We start from the raw sequence: 17,630 nt of genomic DNA, 5'->3' as shown, positions 1-17,630 counted from the left end.
ATCTCCTCCTAAAATAAATACACAAACTTCCATCTAAGATACGCCCTTCATCCGGGATATCATCCATTGTGTCAGTTGCGGTGTGGCTGCATCCAGCATCACCTGTTCTATTTCGGCCATATTTTCGAGCGCCTGATAGTGACGTGAAGCGGTTAGTTCACGCTTAGGCGGGTTATCCACAAACGCAATTTTGCCGTTATCACGGGTAATGAAGGATAACTCTTCGAATACATCCAACATCATCGTAATCATGCGCGGCGAACAACCACACTGACGACTGAGCACAGGAGTAATCTCTTGTTCCTCCACGGGTTCAGCTTTCCATTTCAACACCTGCATATAAATACGCTTAAAGAGTTCTCTGGAAGGCATCTGAAGGCGATCTCGGCGGTTGCCTGATCCGTGCAGAAGGATGATATTCTCAGCTCCACTGAACAAAGCCAGCATGGCATTAAGTTGTTCCGGGGTTTCCGGCGTATCAAACACAAATAACGTCCGGACTTGTTCCTGTCCATAATGCTGTGCGGCAGCATTACACGGAAATAACCCGACCTTTCTATCATATACCCAAAGGCAAGGTTCATACAATGAATTTCCCTCGGAAACATCTGTTTCTTTCCGAACAATAGCACCAACAGAACCAGATTTATATCGCAGATGCACCTCAAGTGAGCTCAAGAAATGTTTCATCGCATTTAATGGCTCGGCATTACCGCGCAAATCAAACACTTGGACCTGAGGAACATGAATGTCCTGAAGCATCAATTGAGGTTTTCTCATCCCATTCCATTCATTGATGGACAGTTCTCCCATCACATCAATAACGGAACCTGGGAGAAGAAACTCTGCTAACGCTCCCTTGCCAAAAGCGACGGTTTCCAGTTGCTGACCATCCTGTTCCAGAACCAGTTTCAGATGGCGTTTCTCTCGTCCCATCGTTCTGGTTTCCTTCACAGTCACACTTCTCAATACAAACCGTGGCGAAGGATTGCTCATTCCAAAAGGCTGCAATCTGTCGATCTCCTGGATCACTTTCAGCGGAACATCACTGATTCTGCATTCATCATCCGCAAGACGTTGAGGTACAAAGTCCTCTTCAGTTAATACAGATGCAGCAAACTCATTCAAACCAGCCTCAAGTTCTTCCAACTGTTCCCGATGCAAGGTCATACCTGCTGCTGCAGGGTGTCCCCCGTAATGGTCCATAGTGTGTTTATTGACTGTGAGTGCCTGATAGATATCCAAGCCCTCAATGGAGCGCGCAGAGCCCTTGCAGACACCGCTCTCTGGATCGATCCCAAGAATAAGTGTAGGTCGGTAATAACGCTCCAGCAATTTAGAAGCCACAATACCAACCACTCCAACGTTCCAGCCCTCACCAGCCAATACGATTACATCTGGAACGGATCCTGAACGAAGCTGTATCTTTTGTTCCAACTGTGCCGTTGCTTCTTGTAATATGCCCTCTACGACTTGCTGCCGCTCCCGATTCAATAGATCAAGCTGGCCCGCAAGCGTATGAGCTTCATCCAGATTCTCGGTGGTGAGAAGCGATACCGCTCTCCCGGCGTGATCCAAACGTCCACTGGCATTAATACGAGGTGCCATGGCAAAGGCAATATTAATCGAAGTCACCTGACTCTGATCCACACCACTGATTTCCAGCAATGCACTTACACCAGGAAGACGTGAACCACGCATCGATTCTATTCCATAACTGACAATAACCCGGTTCTCCCCTTCCAAAGGCATCAGATCGGCAACGGTGCCGATGGCGGCAATCTCCATCCATTCACCGGGCACTTCCCCGATTAATGCCTGAGCGAGCTTCAAGGCTACTCCCGCTCCTGCCAAACCTTTAAAAGGATACGGGCATCCCGGAAGTTTTGGATTAATAAGTGTAAAGGCTTCGGGCAAAATTTCAGGCGGCTCGTGGTGATCTGTCACAATGACTTCGATGCCCAGCGTTGCCGCATAGGCAATCTGTTCAACAGCACTGATTCCGGTGTCCACGGTAATAATCAATGAAACGCCTTGTTGATGGGCCCAATCCAATGCATGGTTGTGCAATCCATACCCTTCATTCGAGCGATGAGGGATATATATATCGTACGAAGCCCCAAGATGACGCATCAAATGGATCATGAGCGATGTGCTGGATACGCCATCAGCGTCATAATCCCCGTAGATCAAAATATGTTCTTCCCGCTCCAATGCCAGCTTGATACGTGGCACAGCTTCATTCATGCCGAGGAGCAGATAGGGATCATGCATCTGATTCAGGTCAGGATGCAAAAAACGTTCGGCCTCCTTCTCATTGTGCACTCCTCGACTCACAAGCAAACGTCCAACAAGGGGTGAAACGGAAAGCGCCTGCGAGAGTCCCGCAGCCGCCTCCAAATCGATATTCGGTGTATTCCACCGGTATTGCGAATAAAGCAATGATAACGCTCCTTTCCTGATCTACTGGACCCACGCTTCACTACTGAATTAATGTCGCTTCGTGATCGGGCAGTTCATGATTGGATTTATAGGGATAACCTGGATCATAAGGTATCGCTTGAATCTGTACTTCTTTCACATGACTGAAACGGGTGAGCAGTAATGTCTTGGCACGATTTGCAATCTCCTGTGCTTCCAGTATCGAGATCCTCGGATTCACACTAATGACCAGCTCAATCGTAACGTCATGTTCCTGTTCACGTGCAACCAAATGCTCAATGGTAATGATGCCATATACCCGCTGTACGGTCTCTTTGAAATCTGACGCTTCTTCCTGCTCCAGTTCCTGAACGAGTGAACCATATACCGTGTCCACAATCATTCGGTAACCCTTGTGAAGCACAAAACAGGAAGCAATCAACGCAGCCGTGGGGTCCAGGTAGAGCAGCATGCTCAAACCCGTCTCTTCACCAGCCATCGATCCTATAATGCCGATTAACACGGTGAGCGAGCAATAGAGTGCACGGCGATGTTGTTGTGCATAGGCCAGCGCCTGAGACTGGTTTCGTTTACGGAAATATCTGTACTGAAATTGAAAAATCGCTTCTTTCACAGCCAGAGCCGCAACAGCCACCAAAAGTACCGACTTGCCGGGTGCTTCCGGTTCACTTCCGGAGAGACTACCCAATGCGGAGATCGCAAGCTGTAATCCACCCATGAGAATCAGCACAGATAACAATACTGAGATTCCGGGTCTAGCAACACGTGAATGTTCTTTAAACCGTCCCCTGCGAGCCTTGCTCTTATCGCGTACAGACTTGGAGGGAAAGAGACCAGCCAGGGCAGAACCAGCTTCAGAAGCAGAATACAAGCCGTCAGCGAGCAATGATTTGCTGTTTGCCATATAACCGACTCCCGCTTTGATCACCGCAAGTCCCATATTACCGGCAATACCGCTCCATGTGGCAGCCTGAACAGATGGGATATGTTCTCTGGTCATGAATATTCCCCCTTAATTCTGTACATAAAGTTGCAAAACCGCGCCTGGCAGACGCGGCTTCACAATAAGATGTTTAGTTAGATTCTTTAGCTACTGTTTTTGGCTTATCCACTTGTTTACCTTTGAGCATCAGCCATAGTGGAGCGGCGATATAGATTGAAGAATATGCACCGAACAGTGTTCCGATAACCATCGCAAGCGAGAACATGCGAATGGATTCTCCACCAAATATGAACAAACAGATTGAAGCTGCAAACACGGTGAATGTTGTATTCAGGGAACGTGTCATCGTTTGAGCCAAACTGCGATTGACTACCTCGCGTAGGTCGGCTTTGGTTGTCTTTTTGGCAAAACGCAGATTCTCACGAATCCGGTCAAAGATAACAATCGTATCGTTGATCGAGAACCCGACAATGGTCAATACTGCAGTTATAAAGGTCAGATCGACTTCCAAACGGAAGATGGAGAACACACTTATTACGACAAATGCGTCATGGAAGAGTGCGATAACCGCAGCCAAACCAAAGCGCCACTCAAACCGGATCGCAACATAGATCATGATCCCGATACTTGCAATGAGTACCGCGTAGATCGCGTTGCGCTCCAATTCTTTGGCCATCTCTGGATCAACGGTATTTACTTCATAGGAAGCCGATGCATCCAGTTTGCTAAATTCCTGTTTAAATTTGCTCTCTTGGGTCTCATCCAGTTCATTGGAGAAACGAACATTTACACGGTCAGCCCCCGGTGTAATGGTAACATCACCCTCATCAACACCGATGTCCTTAACGATAGGTTTAATCTGCTCCGCTGTGATTGCTTTGGATACCGAAATATCCACATTCGATCCAGCACGGAAATCAACCGCATAATTCAAACCCAAAGCCAGAATGCTGATAATCCCCGTAATCGTAAGAATAATCGAGAAGATATAGGCAATCTTACTACCTTTAACATAATCAAAATTCCAATTAAAGCGCACGAATTTCACTCTCCTTCACTCCGAAGTACTTAGGCTTCTTCAACACGTTAGCCCGTACGAGCAGGGTCAACAGGAAGCGGGAGAAGAAAATATTCGTGATGATACTGGTGACAATATCAAAGATCAGCACGAGTGCAAAACCTTTAACCGCACCTGTACCCAGGAAGAACATAACAGCGGCCGCAATAATGGTAGTGACATTGGAGTCAATGATTGTACGGAAGGAATGTTTGCTCCCCGCTTTAACCGATGACAAAATCGACTTACCACTTCGCATCTCTTCTTTAATCCGTTCGTACGTGATGATATTGGCATCGACCGCCATCCCTATACCCAGGATAAACGCCGCAATACCTGGAAGGGTAAGCACGAATTCTCCTAAATAGAAGATTGCAAGTACCAGCCACGTATGTGTGATCAAGGCAAAACTCGCAATAATACCAGGAATGCGATAAAGCCCAATCATGAACACAAGAATAATAACGGAACCAATCAATCCTGCTTTAATGGTCTGATCCAGCGAAAGCTTACCAAGTGTTGCACCAACACTTTGTGAATACTTCTCTGTAAGTTTCAGTGGCAATGCACCCAGGTTAATGGTGTCACGAAGCTGGTTTGCTTCGTCACGTGTGTAAGCACCCGAAATCTGAGCGGAACCATCTGTCAACTGTTGTCTAACGGTTGGAGCAGATAGAAGCTCATCGTCCAAATAAATAGCGAGAGGTTGTCCGATCAAACGTTTGGTAATCTCGGAAAATTTGGCTTTGTCTTTCACTTGAATGTCAATCATCGGCTCATTCAATTGAGTGAACACAACTTTGGCTGCATTCTCAACAAATTCATTTCCGCGAAGCTCAATTTTGGTGTATTCGCCTTCCTTGTCGTTCTGAGCTTTACTACGGAAGGTCAAAACAGCCGGTTCTTTCATTTTGGCTCTAACTTCAGCCTCATCCGTAACCCCTGCCAACTTCAATCGAATCCGGTTGCTTCCTTCAGTGGTTACCTCCGGTTCGCTTGTTCCGAGCGCATTGGCGCGGCTTTCAAGACTTTTGGCCGTTTGCACCAAAGATGCTTTGGTGACTTGTTGACCTGCTTCGAGCGGCTCTGCTTCATATAAGATCTCGTAGCCTCCCTTTAAATCAAGGCCCAAGCGTATATTTTTGAGCAGTTCCGGGCTTGTTCCCACCATTACCCCTGTGGTGACAAGCACGACCAGAATGAAACTGATAATTCTTTTCATGCCGTTCCTAGATCCCCTTTCGTTCTCAATATTCCTATTATAGCGATGCCGTAAAAAGCAGTCAATTTTCAACAAAAAAGATCCCTTTCGTCTAGAAAGAGGACCCCCGGTATGCAGACACGGTCATAAAGTTCATAAAGCTTGTTGCTTTCAGTGACAAAATGTCGTTCACCAGCTGGTGAAGCGGTGGAATGCCCTGTTTTTCATATTTATGACTGACGCAATTCCAGACATCTTTGCTGGTGACATATTCGTAACCGACAAGCCTTAATTCCTCCGCTTTGCTACGGCAGAGCATCTCTATTGACTGTTCCAACTCCACATCATTCATTTCTTCCAACGGGGAGCCTCCCTTCGTACATCCAAGCCTTTATGCGGCATCAATATTACATGATTCGACTTCGCCTGATCATATTCCTTCTTGCTGAATATGGTTCTTTTTGTTAATCGTGTCCAAGTTGTCATGAGAAGATAAAGGACTGGCATAGGATGAAGAACAACGGCTTTGTCCCGTTTATGTTGATAGCCTGTACTTTCAACCGGGAAAGAGGGGTAGTCTTGAAGAAACAGACATTTATCCAGGGGGCCATGATCCTGCTCGCGGCAGGCATAATTAATCGAATACTTGGTTTCATCCCGCGCATTGCGCTGCCACGAGTCATCGGTGCAGAAGGTGTTGGCATCTACCAATTGAGCTATCCCTTTTTTATCGTACTGGTGACATTAATTACGGGTGGTATTCCGCTCGCCGTAGCCAAGCTCGTAGCCGAAGCTGATACCGGTGCCAATCGTTATTCCCCCCAGCGAATCCTGCAAGTAAGCTTAAGCTTTACGTTGACCCTGGGTGTTGTATTCATGTTTTTGTGCATCCTGTTTGCACCCTGGGTTACCAAGTACGTGCTCACAGATGAGCGGGTGTACCATACGTTCGTTAGTATGAGCCCCATGATTGCCATTATCGCCGTATCTGCTGTCTACAGAGGGTATTTCCAAGGTAAGCAAAACATGATGCCTACTGCCATTTCATCCATTGTTGAAACCATCATTCGTATCGTCTGTGTCATTTGGTTTGCCTGGCTTCTCCTCCCCCATGGTATTGCCCAAGCTGCTGCTGGTGCCATGCTGGGAGCGCTCGTTGGAGAATTCGGCGGTATGCTTGTACTCTTGTGGAAGTATAACAGGCAGAAGAAAGAGTTACCGCTCGCTAACCAACAGAACATGTCCAATCTCACAGCCAAACCATCAGCCAAACCTTTAAACCCAATATCTTCAGTTCTGAAAGAAACAGGTACTCCACAGCCGGGATTAATCCGGCGTTTGCTTGCAATCTCTATTCCTGTTACAGCAGGCCGATTGGTTGGCTCCTTATCCTACTTGGCCGAAACCATCGTTACTGCCCAGAGTCTGGCTCTGGCAGGCATATCCAAAGGGCTCGCTACAGCACAATATGGTGCATTACAAGGTATGATTATTCCTTTGTTGCTGCTGCCGGGGGCACTAACCTCATCGCTCGCGACATCACTTGTGCCTTCACTGTCCGAAGCTTCTGCTCAGGGAGATCGCGCACTGATTCACAAAAGAATGCATCAGGCATTACGCTTGGCACTTGTGACAGGTGCTCCGTTTTCCGTGTTTATGTATGTGCTTGCCGAACCGATGTGTCTTGTTCTGTATAATGATGCATCGATCGGAAGCATGCTGAAGCTAATGGCTCCCTTTGCTTTGTTCATTTATATTCAAGCTCCTCTTCAAGCTGCACTACAAGCTCTTGACCGTCCGGGTAAAGCATTGCTGAATACGTTTATCGGTGCTGTTATCAAAATCACGTTGATTTTAACGCTTGCTTCCCGGCCTGAATATGGCATCTTCGGTGCAGTCATCGCTATCTGTGTGAATTCTACGGTAGTTACCCTGTTACATGCCCAAAGTGTACGTAGCCTGCTACAGTTCCGCTTCAAAATGATGGATTGGGTCAAGACGGGTGCAGGAATGTTTATCATGGGAGCAGCGACCCTACTCGTATACGAAGAGACTGCCATGATATTGCCTTTTTGGGTGAGGATGCTTCTCGCTCCTTTTGTCGGGCTTATCGTGTATTTCATCGTCATGGGCTGGACCAAAATGATTGACTTTCATGATCTGTCCCGTGCTCCTTTAATTGGTTCATGGTTCAAGCGCCGCTCAGGCAAATGATTTTCATTTTTTATCATCTTTTGGACTGACATATATCTTCCCATTGTGGTCAATGGAGCATATAAATACATCCTTGAAATCCATAATTCCGTTATGTTGAATTTGATTTTTCAGCCAAAATCTCGTTTTCTGGATGATCTCCAGATTCTGATCCTGGACCTTTCCGTCCATAATTAAGGGGAGTGGCAGACCTTCATATTTGATATTTGGAAATCCGTCAATCTGATTTTTCTCTGTTTTGGATTTACCGGAAGAAGCCCCTTCTGAATCAGAGCCGCAAGAACTGCTGCCGTTAGAAGTATTCTCATCCTTGGGAAAAACGGTCAGCTTGCCTGTGGTCTCCAAAATAGCGAAATCAACCTCACCGATACTGTCTACATTCTGTTCACGGAGCTGTTGTAATAGATCATCCAGATTATATCGTTGCTTCCGCATCTCATCCCGGTGAAGAACGCCTTTGGAGATCAAAACAGTAGGTTTCCCATCAATTATCAGGCGAAGACGCCGACTTTTAAGACCTATAAACGCCATTCCGATCTGTACAATGATCAAGGTAAGCATGGGGGCAATCCCGTGAGAGAGCGGTTTATCAATATCTTCAATGACAAAAGCAGCCATTTCAGCAAGCATAATGGAGACAACAAGATCAAACATGGATAGCTTACCTATCTCACGTTTACCCATAACCCTCATTGCACAGTACACCAGAAAGTACATGAGAATGGTTCGAAAGATATGTGATCCGACATCTGGGAAGTTCACAACAGGGGTCCTCCTTCGAAACTGAGTTTTTAACAGTTAGCCGGGTAGTGCAATCCCTATTTTGACCTGAACCTTACATGCTCATGCAGAAATAATCCGTTCATTTAATGGAAAACAGTTCATAAGTCCGAAGGCTTGACCATACACTGTATTAACTTATAACTTGTACAAGGGGGTTGCTTCATGCAATTGATCCGCCGCTTGGTTTCGTTTCGAGTGTCCAATCCGATTCTGTCAGGCCTCTGTCAGGCTTTTGTATGGATGTTTATCGGGGCATTTATTCTCTCCTTGTTTCTCTGGATGAGCGGAATGCGGGAACAGGACCTCTCGTTGTATACCTATGTTGTTCATGGCTTGTCATTATTGGTTGGTGGTTTTGTCGCAGGCAAACGTTCTGGTGAAAAAGGATGGTACTACGGAGGGATTACCGGAATCGTATATGGACTCCTTGTGCTCTTGATCGGATTTCTCGCGCTGGATGCTTCGTTTAATTGGAAGGATAGTTTACAACTGCTTAGCGCGTTCTTCATTTCAGCTCTCGGTGGCATGTTCGGTGTTAATACGCATCGCTCCTAACTGACTGGTAAAGAACATCGACCTTCCCTCATAAATCAAAAAAGAGAACCGGGTCTCCAAGGAGATCCGGTTCTCTACTAGGGAATACGCCACAAACGCACCCTCGTTATTCTATGTTACAGTAACTATTCAACAGCCGTATCACGAGCTACAGCCGTGCTGATTGCATTACGGTCAAATGTAAGCTTAGTTACATCGTTTACACGCAATACAACCACATCGTCCGTAATCTCAGCGATCGTACCGTGAAGGCCACCAATCGTTACAATTTTATCGCCTTTTTTCAATTGGCTTAGCATGGAATTCCGTTGCTTTTGCTTTTTGTTCTGTGGACGAATCATTAAGAAGTAGAAAATCGCAACCATGAGTACTAAAGGTACAATCAAAGATACGATCCCACCGCCTTGCGCTCCTGCTAGAGGCATTCCTTGAAACATTCAAACTCCCCCTTATCGACTATACATACAGATATTGCTTGTTACGCCGGTTTCCTCAAAAACTCAATCAGAAACCTTTGTCATTGTCATGAAGACCATATTGATCGAAAAATTCATCCCGGAAATCAAGCAAACGATCTTCCATAATGGCTTTACGTACATTACGCATCAGATTCTGCAAGAAATGAAGATTATGGATCGTTGTCAAACGCAGGCCAAATGTTTCATCTGCTTTGATCAAATGACGCAGATAAGCTCTGGAATAGTTGCGACAAGTGTAGCAATCACATTCAGGGTCAAGTGGCCCAAAATCAGTTGCAAACTTGGCATTGCGAACTACCAGACGTCCTTGGCTGGTCATCGTTGTTCCGTTACGGGCAATCCGAGTTGGCAGAACACAGTCGAACATGTCCACTCCACGAATTGATCCCTCAATCAACGCATCGGGCGAACCTACCCCCATCAAATAACGTGGTTTATTGGATGGCAACAAAGGTAACGTATAATCCAATACACCATACATCAAATGTTTCGGTTCTCCAACACTCAGTCCACCAATAGCATACCCCGGGAAATCCATGGAAGTCAAATCTGCGGCGCTTTGACGGCGAAGATCTTCATGCATGCCTCCCTGTACGATGGCAAACAGACCTTGGTCATGCGGACGAGCGTGACTTTCGAGACAACGTTCTGCCCAGCGGCTCGTTCTTTCGAGTGATTTTTTTACATATTCATATTCAGCCGGATACGGTGGGCATTCGTCAAACGCCATCATAATATCGGAGCCAAGTGCATTCTGGATTTCCATCGCCACTTCAGGAGAAAGGAACTTCTTGTCTCCATTCAGATGAGAACGGAAGTTAACGCCTTCTTCCGTGATTTTGCGCATCTCGCTGAGAGAAAACACTTGGAATCCTCCGCTGTCCGTCAGAATTGGACGATCCCAGTTCATGAATTTGTGCAACCCGCCAGCTTCACGGATGATTTCATGTCCTGGTCTCAGAAACAGGTGATAGGTATTACTCAAAATAATCTGAGCATCCATTTCTTTCAACTCTTCAGGGCTCATTGTTTTGACAGTCGCCTGTGTACCTACAGGCATAAAGGTTGGTGTCTCAATAATACCGTGAGGTGTATGTACACGTCCCAGACGTGCACCGGATTGTTTGCAAGTTTTGATATGTTCATACGTAATTGCTGCCATTGGTTTTAATCATCCTCTAAAAGTTAATCGTTATACTAATATATCAACATGGCATCGCCGAAGCTGAAGAACCGGTATTTCTCTTGGATGGCTTCCTCATACGCCTGCATAATATGTTCCCTGCCTGCTAGTGCACTAACCAACATAACCAACGTGGATTTCGGGAGATGAAAATTCGTAAGCATCCCATCGATCACTTTGAAGGAATAGCCCGGATAGATGAAAATGCTGGTCCATCCGCTGCTCGCTTGCAGTATTCCATTTTCAAATTTGCTGCCTACCGTTTCCAAAGTCCGACAGCTCGTTGTCCCAACCGCAAAAACACGGTGTCCATTCGCTTTAGTCTGGTTAATCAGGTCTGCCGTTTCTTGTGACAACGAGTAATACTCCTCATGCATAACATGATCTTCAACAACGTCAACCGACATTGGTCTGAATGTTCCCAGTCCTACATGAAGCGTGATGAAGGCCACATTAACACCTTTGGCACGAATCTGATCCAACAATTCATCCGTAAAGTGCAGTCCCGCTGTAGGTGCAGCCGCCGATCCTTCATGCTTGGCGTACACGGTCTGGTACCGTTCACGGTCATCCAATGTCTCTTTGATATAAGGTGGCAACGGCATCTCACCCAGACGGTCCAGAATCTCTTGAAAGATTCCATCATACGTAAACGTAAGTGTACGTGCCCCCATCTCGCCCTCTTCTTCAATGATTGCCTTCAGTTCCTCACCAAATACGATGACCGAACCGGCTTTCAGCTTTTTACCCGGCTTAACCAGTGCTTCCCACCTGTCGCCTTCCACATTTTTGAGCAATAACACTTCCGCTTTTGCTCCGGTATCTTCTTTTGTACCGAACAGACGGGCTGGTAGAACACGTGTATCATTCAGAATCAATGTATCACCGGGATTCAGAAAATCGATAATATCAGGAAACGTTTGATGATTAATCTCACCACTATCTTTGTTCAAGGTGAGCAAACGGGATGCCGTGCGATCAAGCAACGGCGTCTGTGCTATCAATTGCTCTGGTAATTCAAAATCATATAAGTTCACATTCATTTAGTTTCATTCCTTAACAATAGTCGCATTTTGATAATAGTGTTTCAATATTGCCTGGTAATCATACCCTTCATCTGCCATGCCTTTGGCTCCCCATTGGGACAAGCCCAATCCGTGGCCATTGCCCTGACCGATGAACATGAAGGTCTGACCCTGCGTCACCGCTCTCGCTTGACCATCACCACTCATAACCACAAGTGCATTACCGGATGATGTTCCTGCGCCAGAAGAAGACAATACAGAGGCACCATTTGAGCCGGTTTTACTGGCTGTTTTGCCGTCAGCGCCTAATACAGTATAACTTCCGGTCCCTGCAATATCAAATAAAGTGCTCGGTAATCCACCGAGCGCAGAGCGGTATGTATCGGCATATTTCACCGTCATAGCCTGTCCGTTGGCAGTGACTTCAAGTGCTCTTCCGGAAGGTCCACGCTTGGTCACTTCCAAGGTTGAGATTGAAGCAGGAACAGACGCTGTTGTTTTACCCTGAAGGGATTTAACCAACTGGGCAGACGTGAAAGGTCCTCTCACCCAAGCATAATCGTTGGATTGAGCTACTTTTGCCAGTACAACAGCTTCGTTGCCTGGATTCATTTTGGCTACAGGTTCAACGGTGGATTGAATTAACGGAACGGCACGCACATTGGTATTCTGAGCCGTTACCGTCACTTTTGCCAGTCCCGCATTGGTCTTGGTCGTTAATTCTTTGATGTTATCCTCACGAATGTACCCGCTAACGCCTGTACCCAGCAGCACATGGTACCACGTATGTAATCCTGCCTGGGCTGATGTATCTCCTGAGCTAACCACATTGGTGAACACACCTGCTCCGCCGTTCCATACCTCAGAAGGATGAGCCGTCTGGCCGCCAGCATTGGAGGAGAACACAGCTTCGATGATTTTCCCACCGCTCTTGACCACTTCTCCAGCCGTTGCATCCACTGCACTGGTTACTTTATCGTTCTCCGAACCAATCCCGTTATAGGCTTGGCTGAGCGTTGTATCCACGACATTCGCAATTTTGAAACGTTCACCCTGTTGAAGCGCGTAGGATCGAGCAGCTACGGCTTGAACTTTCAGAGCTTCAGCAGGCCAGGAGGAATACACCTCTGCCCCTACGACAGAGTACAGGTATTGCTCCAGTGGAACGACGTTGACCAACGCCAGATCACCACTTACGATGCTGATTTCCATATCTCCACGATACGTTCGCTGGGAACGTTCCACTACTTTGATACCATTGCCATTCCCTTGTACCAATGCTTTGGATTCAGTACCTGCAATGGTGTAATGCGGAGCTGTTTTGAGTGCATCCGTACTTAATCCTGCATCCTGGCGGATGATGAGCCCTGCATTAGTGTTGACAGGTGAAAGGCTTACCCCCGGAGCTTTGGCTTCCACACTGTTCTTCAATGCGGTTAATTCCGCATCCGTTGAAGCTTCACCCACCCATACCGCGTATGCTTGGCTTCCACCACTCAGTTGAAGGACAGGATAGACACTACTAACTCCTGTTGATAAAAGGATGGCTTGTGCTGCCTCTGCTTCCTGAATCGAACCATAGGTTCCAGCAGACAGGCGTTTACTTCCCGTTACAGCTGGCTTTTGACCAGCCAATTGAGCTGCTGCTACCTTTTGTACTCGTGTAACAGCTTGTCCTGCCAGTGCCTCCGTTGCATAGTTGCCTGTGTAGAGCTGGTAAATGGCATTTCCATTCACAGACGTTGTGAACAGCAACGGTTTATCTGCGGTTGCCTGCAACAATTTTGCTGCTGCAGATGCTGCCTTAAAGTCCGCTGTTTCCAACACCTTTACTCGGAATCCATCTGCACTGAAACGGACTTGTCCTGCCGGAAGGTTTACATTTGCGCCGCTCTCCGATTGGATGCTCCATTGTCCTGTCGATTCAAGCGTGATGAGTGGTGTAGTTGATTTATACGCACTGCCCAGATTCGCAAACATGGCTACCCGGATCGTCTGTCCATCATTTCCTGCTGCGTATGCAGGCACTTGCAGACAACCCACTGTCAAAAGAGCTGCCGCCAGTACCTTCAATCGACGACTCCACTTCTTCGTTCGTATTGCTTTTCCCACAATCAGACTCCTCTCCATGCATTTCTTTCACTTTATATCGGGTTAACACGTGATTATTTCAATGTTTATGGTGAACGTTCAAATGAGCATGTTCAACAGATTCGATTATTTCCCATCTCTTGGTGGAACAGGAAGACCCAAATGATGATAGGCGAGATCTGTTACGATCCTGCCCCTTGGTGTACGCTGAATCATACCAATCTGAAGCAGATAGGGTTCATAAACATCCTCGATCGTCTGACTTTCTTCACCGATTGTAGCAGCAATTGTATCCAATCCTACGGGACCTCCCCGGAAGCTGTTGATCATCGATTTGAGCATCTTATGGTCAATGTCATCCAGGCCACGCGGATCAATCTGGAGACGTTGCAGCGCTTCTTCCGCCAGTGTCTGCGTTATAATCCCATCACCACGCACCTGTGCAAAGTCGCGTACTCGTTTTAACAAACGGTTCGCGATCCTCGGTGTCCCACGTGAGCGCAATGCAATCTCTTGCGCAGCATCTCCCACAATCTCCACACCTAAAATTTCGGTAGAGCGTGAGACGATATAAGCCAGCTCATCAACCGTATAGAATTCCAATCGACTGATAACACCAAATCGATCTCGAAGTGGAGCAGACAGCAAGCCAGCACGCGTTGTAGCCCCAATCAGAGTGAATGGTGGCAGATCCAGCCGAACGGAACGTGCACTTGGACCTTTACCAATCATAATATCCAATGCCGAATCTTCCATAGCAGGGTACATGACTTCTTCAACCGTACGATGCAAACGATGAATCTCATCAATAAACAAGACATCGCCTTCCTGCAGATTGGTTAACAATGCTGCAAGATCACCCGGGCGTTCAATGGCCGGGCCTGACGTAGTTCGTAAATTAACGCCCAATTCGTTGGCAATAATATTGGCAAGTGTTGTTTTACCAAGTCCAGGTGGTCCATATAACAAAACGTGATCCAATGCCTCATTACGAAATTTGGCAGCTTCAATATATATCTTTAAATTTTCCTTCACCTGATTCTGCCCGATATATTCATTCAGATACCTGGGACGGAGACTCAACTCAACATTTTGGTCCTCCATCATCAGGTTCGCGGAAATAATCCGATCATCCATGTTCATCCCTACCTTTTTTTGCAGGCTACAGCTATATTATAATATGCAATTTGTATTATCCCGTAAACAGCATTTGCAACGCCTTTTTCATCAACACATCAACGGAATCTGCTGTAGTAACATCCTTTTTCAATTTGAGCCATACTTTATCAAGCTCACTGTCAGTATACCCAAGTGCCTTGAGACCTTCACGTGCCTCATCCCAGGCTGAACCACTTCCCGACTCTTCCGATGGAGGAGCGAACAACCCTGTTGCATACGCTGCCGCGCCAAAACTATCCAGCTTATCCTTGAGATCCAGAATCATGCGTTGTGCAGTCTTCTTGCCGATGCCTGGCAATTTGGTCAAGAACGTAAGATTCTCCTGATAAATCGCCGTAACCACATGTTCTGGTGTACCTCCAGCGAGTATGCCCAGAGCTACTTTTGGACCGATACCGGATACTTCAATCAGTTTACGGAACAAACGCTGCTCATCCCGTGTAACAAATCCAAACAGCAACATCGCATCCTCACGCACATGATGGTGAGTGTACACGGTAATTTCGCCTTCTTGCTTCGCAAACGCAAATGGATTTGGACAGAATACGCGATAACCTACACCATGAACATCCAGCACAATATAATCATTTTCTACATGAATGAACTGTCCTCTTAGAAAATCAATCATTTTCGCAATACCTCATTCAACTTGGAATTTAATGTATAAGAGTGTGCGTGGCACACGGCTACAGCCAATGCATCCGCTACGTCATCCGGCTTAGGAACGACCTGAAGACGCAAGAACATTTTGACCATTTCCTGTACTTGCTTCTTCTCTGCTTTACCGTACCCCACAACAGCCTGCTTGATCTGCATTGGCGTATACTCTGCAATAGGCAGACCCTTCTGTGCGGCAGCGAGTACCATAACTCCTCTAGCCTGACTGACAGACATTGCTGTTGTAACGTTCCGATTGAAAAAAAGTTTCTCCAGCGCTACTGCGTCCGGTTTGTATTTATCAATCAATTGCACCATACCTTCATATACGTGAAGCAACCGTTCCTCTTCAGGGGTATGAGCTTCCGTCTGAATACATCCATATTGTACGGGTACCACCTTACTGCCGATTTTATCCACAAAACCAAAACCAACAATCGCAATCCCCGGGTCAATTCCCAAAAAACGCAAAACCATCTCTCCCTCACAAAAGCGAACATATGTATCGTTCATTTCATTATAACAAAAGATAGACCCTGCGGCAGGAAAAACTTTGTCTAACTGATTACTCGCCTTTATTCGTGAATTTTTTACATGTTTATACGTATTTTCATGTATTTCAGTTCAAACGACAAAAAGGACATCTCTTCGATGTCCTTCATCACATTCCACGTATTTTAGATTCAATCGCTTGGTTACGCAAACCACCAATGTTATTGCTTGCCACCATCGTTTCAGTACTTCACAATTTTAATACCGTAGGTGAGGACGTTTGGATTACCCGCCATTACGGATTAAATGATGGTCTTCATCCACGGCATAGTCACTGAACGTAGAGATCACGCTATCATACTCATCCTTGTCTTGAATCCGAATACCCTGTTGCAATTGCTCTAGTACGCCTTCAGGCAAAGAACTTTCCAACGTTCCAACATCCAATTGAAAGAACGTACGAATAACCTTCTCTTCTGCAGGCTTACCCTCGTACAAATTAAGGTTCCCTACAGCATCTATACTGATATAAGCCTGTTGTTTACAAAGCGGTGAAAGGTCATCTACACGTTGCTTCAGATGCAACTCATCTGATGTTCCAACGGTAGCATCCCATTCCGGATGTTGAGCCAGCAGCATCTTCAACTGTGGTCTAGCCATCTTGCCTAACTGCTCTGTTTCCACTCCGCAGATGTACTTTGTCTCCAAAACCACACTTGTTAAATGATCCGGATCAGAATCAAGTTGCTCTACTAACGCCTGAATCTCCTGTTCAGATCTTGTTTCCTGCGTAACAGGCCCCAACACACTGGTTGCCTCACTAAAATTAGTTGTCAGCAAACGCTCTATCGCCGATGAGATAGACAACCCGCTGTAAGCCAATATCGTAACTGCAAGTAGAGCCGCCGTCATCCATACTGTTCGTTTCCACCTTCGCCAGCGTCTCTTGAATTGTTTTCTGAAGTTAAACGTGTTCACATGAACCCCTTCTATCACTTTTTAAACCTATTGTGACCTAAAGATTGAGGCTTTATGCACAATTAACTTGTAGTCTGAAGAAGGAACACACATGTGTTAGGTTAGAGAATTTGTCATAGTGAATACCGGAACCTGCATATATAGAATCTTATATAGATAAATATAAAAAAACACTATCTAATTATAGATAGTGTTTTTAGAGATCGGGATGACACGATTTGAACATGCGACCCCCTGGTCCCAAACCAGGTGCTCTACCAAGCTGAGCTACATCCCGTTATATATACCGGCGAGAGGACTCGAACCTCCACGGTTTCCCACTCGATTTTGAGTCGAGCGCGTCTGCCATTC

At 46.2% G+C, this 17,630-nt stretch carries 16 protein-coding genes and 1 tRNA gene; 2 read left to right on the top strand and 15 right to left on the bottom strand.

The window, feature by feature from the left end; translation table 11 throughout:
• Positions 1–33: 33 nt before the first annotated feature.
• The 5 genes from recJ to AC1DE7_RS12275 form a co-directional block, all read right to left on the bottom strand.
• Positions 34–2,442: a single-stranded-DNA-specific exonuclease RecJ gene (gene recJ / locus AC1DE7_RS12295; RefSeq protein WP_036616889.1), complete on the bottom strand. Its 2,409-nt coding sequence runs from the start codon at positions 2,440–2,442 to the stop codon at positions 34–36.
• 40 nt (positions 2,443–2,482) lie between these two features.
• Complete coding sequence (locus tag AC1DE7_RS12290) at positions 2,483–3,442, bottom strand: cation diffusion facilitator family transporter (RefSeq protein ID WP_340984372.1); 960 nt, start codon at positions 3,440–3,442, stop codon at positions 2,483–2,485.
• Positions 3,443–3,515: 73 nt separating this feature from the next.
• A complete protein-coding gene (gene secF / locus AC1DE7_RS12285; protein WP_127551044.1) occupies positions 3,516–4,424 on the bottom strand; it encodes a protein translocase subunit SecF in 909 nt (302 codons plus the stop codon).
• Positions 4,414–5,664: a protein translocase subunit SecD gene (secD, locus tag AC1DE7_RS12280; RefSeq protein WP_477534456.1), complete on the bottom strand. Its 1,251-nt coding sequence runs from the start codon at positions 5,662–5,664 to the stop codon at positions 4,414–4,416. Before secD ends, secF begins: the two co-directional genes overlap by 11 nt.
• A gap of 91 nt (positions 5,665–5,755) precedes the next feature.
• Positions 5,756–5,995, bottom strand: coding sequence for a post-transcriptional regulator (locus tag AC1DE7_RS12275; protein WP_036617497.1), 240 nt, complete (start codon positions 5,993–5,995; stop codon positions 5,756–5,758).
• Between the two features lie 227 nt (positions 5,996–6,222).
• Here AC1DE7_RS12275 and spoVB point away from each other — a divergent pair, with 227 nt between their 5' ends.
• Positions 6,223–7,857, top strand: coding sequence for a stage V sporulation protein B (gene spoVB / locus AC1DE7_RS12270; RefSeq protein WP_477534455.1), 1,635 nt, complete (start codon positions 6,223–6,225; stop codon positions 7,855–7,857).
• A 3-nt stretch (positions 7,858–7,860) separates the two neighbouring features.
• On the opposite strand, the gene AC1DE7_RS12265 is transcribed toward spoVB, so the two are convergent.
• On the bottom strand, positions 7,861–8,574 hold the full coding sequence (locus AC1DE7_RS12265; protein WP_445253633.1) for a DUF421 domain-containing protein: 714 nt from the start codon (positions 8,572–8,574) through the stop codon (positions 7,861–7,863).
• 228 nt (positions 8,575–8,802) lie between these two features.
• On the opposite strand from AC1DE7_RS12265, the gene AC1DE7_RS12260 reads away from it, so the two are divergent.
• Positions 8,803–9,195 carry a TIGR04086 family membrane protein gene (locus tag AC1DE7_RS12260; RefSeq protein WP_036616878.1) on the top strand — a complete coding sequence of 131 codons (393 nt, stop codon included), beginning with the start codon at positions 8,803–8,805 and terminating at the stop codon, positions 9,193–9,195.
• A gap of 125 nt (positions 9,196–9,320) precedes the next feature.
• Here the strand turns inward: AC1DE7_RS12260 and yajC are convergent, their stop codons facing one another.
• The 9 genes from yajC to AC1DE7_RS12215 all read right to left on the bottom strand — a co-directional run bounded on the left by yajC (position 9,321) and on the right by AC1DE7_RS12215 (position 17,556).
• Positions 9,321–9,632 (bottom strand): preprotein translocase subunit YajC, encoded by a 312-nt coding sequence (yajC, locus tag AC1DE7_RS12255; RefSeq protein WP_036616875.1) that lies wholly within the window; start codon positions 9,630–9,632, stop codon positions 9,321–9,323.
• 67 nt (positions 9,633–9,699) lie between these two features.
• Positions 9,700–10,836 carry a tRNA guanosine(34) transglycosylase Tgt gene (gene tgt / locus AC1DE7_RS12250; RefSeq protein ID WP_036616872.1) on the bottom strand — a complete coding sequence of 379 codons (1,137 nt, stop codon included), beginning with the start codon at positions 10,834–10,836 and terminating at the stop codon, positions 9,700–9,702.
• Between the two features lie 35 nt (positions 10,837–10,871).
• On the bottom strand, positions 10,872–11,900 hold the full coding sequence (queA, locus tag AC1DE7_RS12245) for a tRNA preQ1(34) S-adenosylmethionine ribosyltransferase-isomerase QueA (protein WP_127551038.1): 1,029 nt from the start codon (positions 11,898–11,900) through the stop codon (positions 10,872–10,874).
• A 6-nt stretch (positions 11,901–11,906) separates the two neighbouring features.
• Positions 11,907–14,012: a SpoIID/LytB domain-containing protein gene (locus AC1DE7_RS12240; RefSeq protein WP_477534454.1), complete on the bottom strand. Its 2,106-nt coding sequence runs from the start codon at positions 14,010–14,012 to the stop codon at positions 11,907–11,909.
• 87 nt (positions 14,013–14,099) lie between these two features.
• Positions 14,100–15,110: a Holliday junction branch migration DNA helicase RuvB gene (gene ruvB, locus AC1DE7_RS12235; protein WP_036616868.1), complete on the bottom strand. Its 1,011-nt coding sequence runs from the start codon at positions 15,108–15,110 to the stop codon at positions 14,100–14,102.
• Positions 15,111–15,165: 55 nt separating this feature from the next.
• A complete protein-coding gene (gene ruvA, locus AC1DE7_RS12230; protein ID WP_036616866.1) occupies positions 15,166–15,780 on the bottom strand; it encodes a Holliday junction branch migration protein RuvA in 615 nt (204 codons plus the stop codon).
• Complete coding sequence (gene ruvC / locus AC1DE7_RS12225) at positions 15,777–16,280, bottom strand: crossover junction endodeoxyribonuclease RuvC (protein ID WP_017686765.1); 504 nt, start codon at positions 16,278–16,280, stop codon at positions 15,777–15,779. The genes ruvA and ruvC overlap by 4 nt, the downstream gene beginning before the upstream one ends.
• A 306-nt stretch (positions 16,281–16,586) precedes the next feature.
• A complete protein-coding gene (locus AC1DE7_RS12220) occupies positions 16,587–17,279 on the bottom strand; it encodes a BofC C-terminal domain-containing protein (RefSeq protein ID WP_477534453.1) in 693 nt (230 codons plus the stop codon).
• A 203-nt stretch (positions 17,280–17,482) separates the two neighbouring features.
• Positions 17,483–17,556 (bottom strand) — tRNA-Pro (locus tag AC1DE7_RS12215).
• Between the last annotated feature and the right edge of the window lie 74 nt (positions 17,557–17,630).

Source organism: Paenibacillus sp. 10L310, assembly GCF_056395745.1.
This window is presented reverse-complemented; position numbering and strand designations above follow the sequence as displayed.

What these genes read in the sequence shown, in the direction of transcription:
- AC1DE7_RS12290 (WP_340984372.1), bottom strand. Translation starts at nt 3,442, where the DNA reads ATGACCAGAGAACATATCCCATCTGTTCAGGCTGCCACATGGAGCGGT.
- secD (WP_477534456.1), bottom strand. Translation starts at nt 5,664, where the DNA reads ATGAAAAGAATTATCAGTTTCATTCTGGTCGTGCTTGTCACCACAGGG.
- AC1DE7_RS12275 (WP_036617497.1), bottom strand. Translation starts at nt 5,995, where the DNA reads ATGAATGATGTGGAGTTGGAACAGTCAATAGAGATGCTCTGCCGTAGC.
- AC1DE7_RS12265 (WP_445253633.1), bottom strand. Translation starts at nt 8,574, where the DNA reads ATGTACTTTCTGGTGTACTGTGCAATGAGGGTTATGGGTAAACGTGAG.
- AC1DE7_RS12260 (WP_036616878.1), top strand. Translation starts at nt 8,803, where the DNA reads ATGCAATTGATCCGCCGCTTGGTTTCGTTTCGAGTGTCCAATCCGATT.
- yajC (WP_036616875.1), bottom strand. Translation starts at nt 9,632, where the DNA reads ATGTTTCAAGGAATGCCTCTAGCAGGAGCGCAAGGCGGTGGGATCGTA.
- tgt (WP_036616872.1), bottom strand. Translation starts at nt 10,836, where the DNA reads ATGGCAGCAATTACGTATGAACATATCAAAACTTGCAAACAATCCGGT.
- queA (WP_127551038.1), bottom strand. Translation starts at nt 11,900, where the DNA reads ATGAATGTGAACTTATATGATTTTGAATTACCAGAGCAATTGATAGCA.
- AC1DE7_RS12240 (WP_477534454.1), bottom strand. Translation starts at nt 14,012, where the DNA reads ATGGAGAGGAGTCTGATTGTGGGAAAAGCAATACGAACGAAGAAGTGG.
- ruvB (WP_036616868.1), bottom strand. Translation starts at nt 15,110, where the DNA reads ATGGATGATCGGATTATTTCCGCGAACCTGATGATGGAGGACCAAAAT.
- ruvA (WP_036616866.1), bottom strand. Translation starts at nt 15,780, where the DNA reads ATGATTGATTTTCTAAGAGGACAGTTCATTCATGTAGAAAATGATTAT.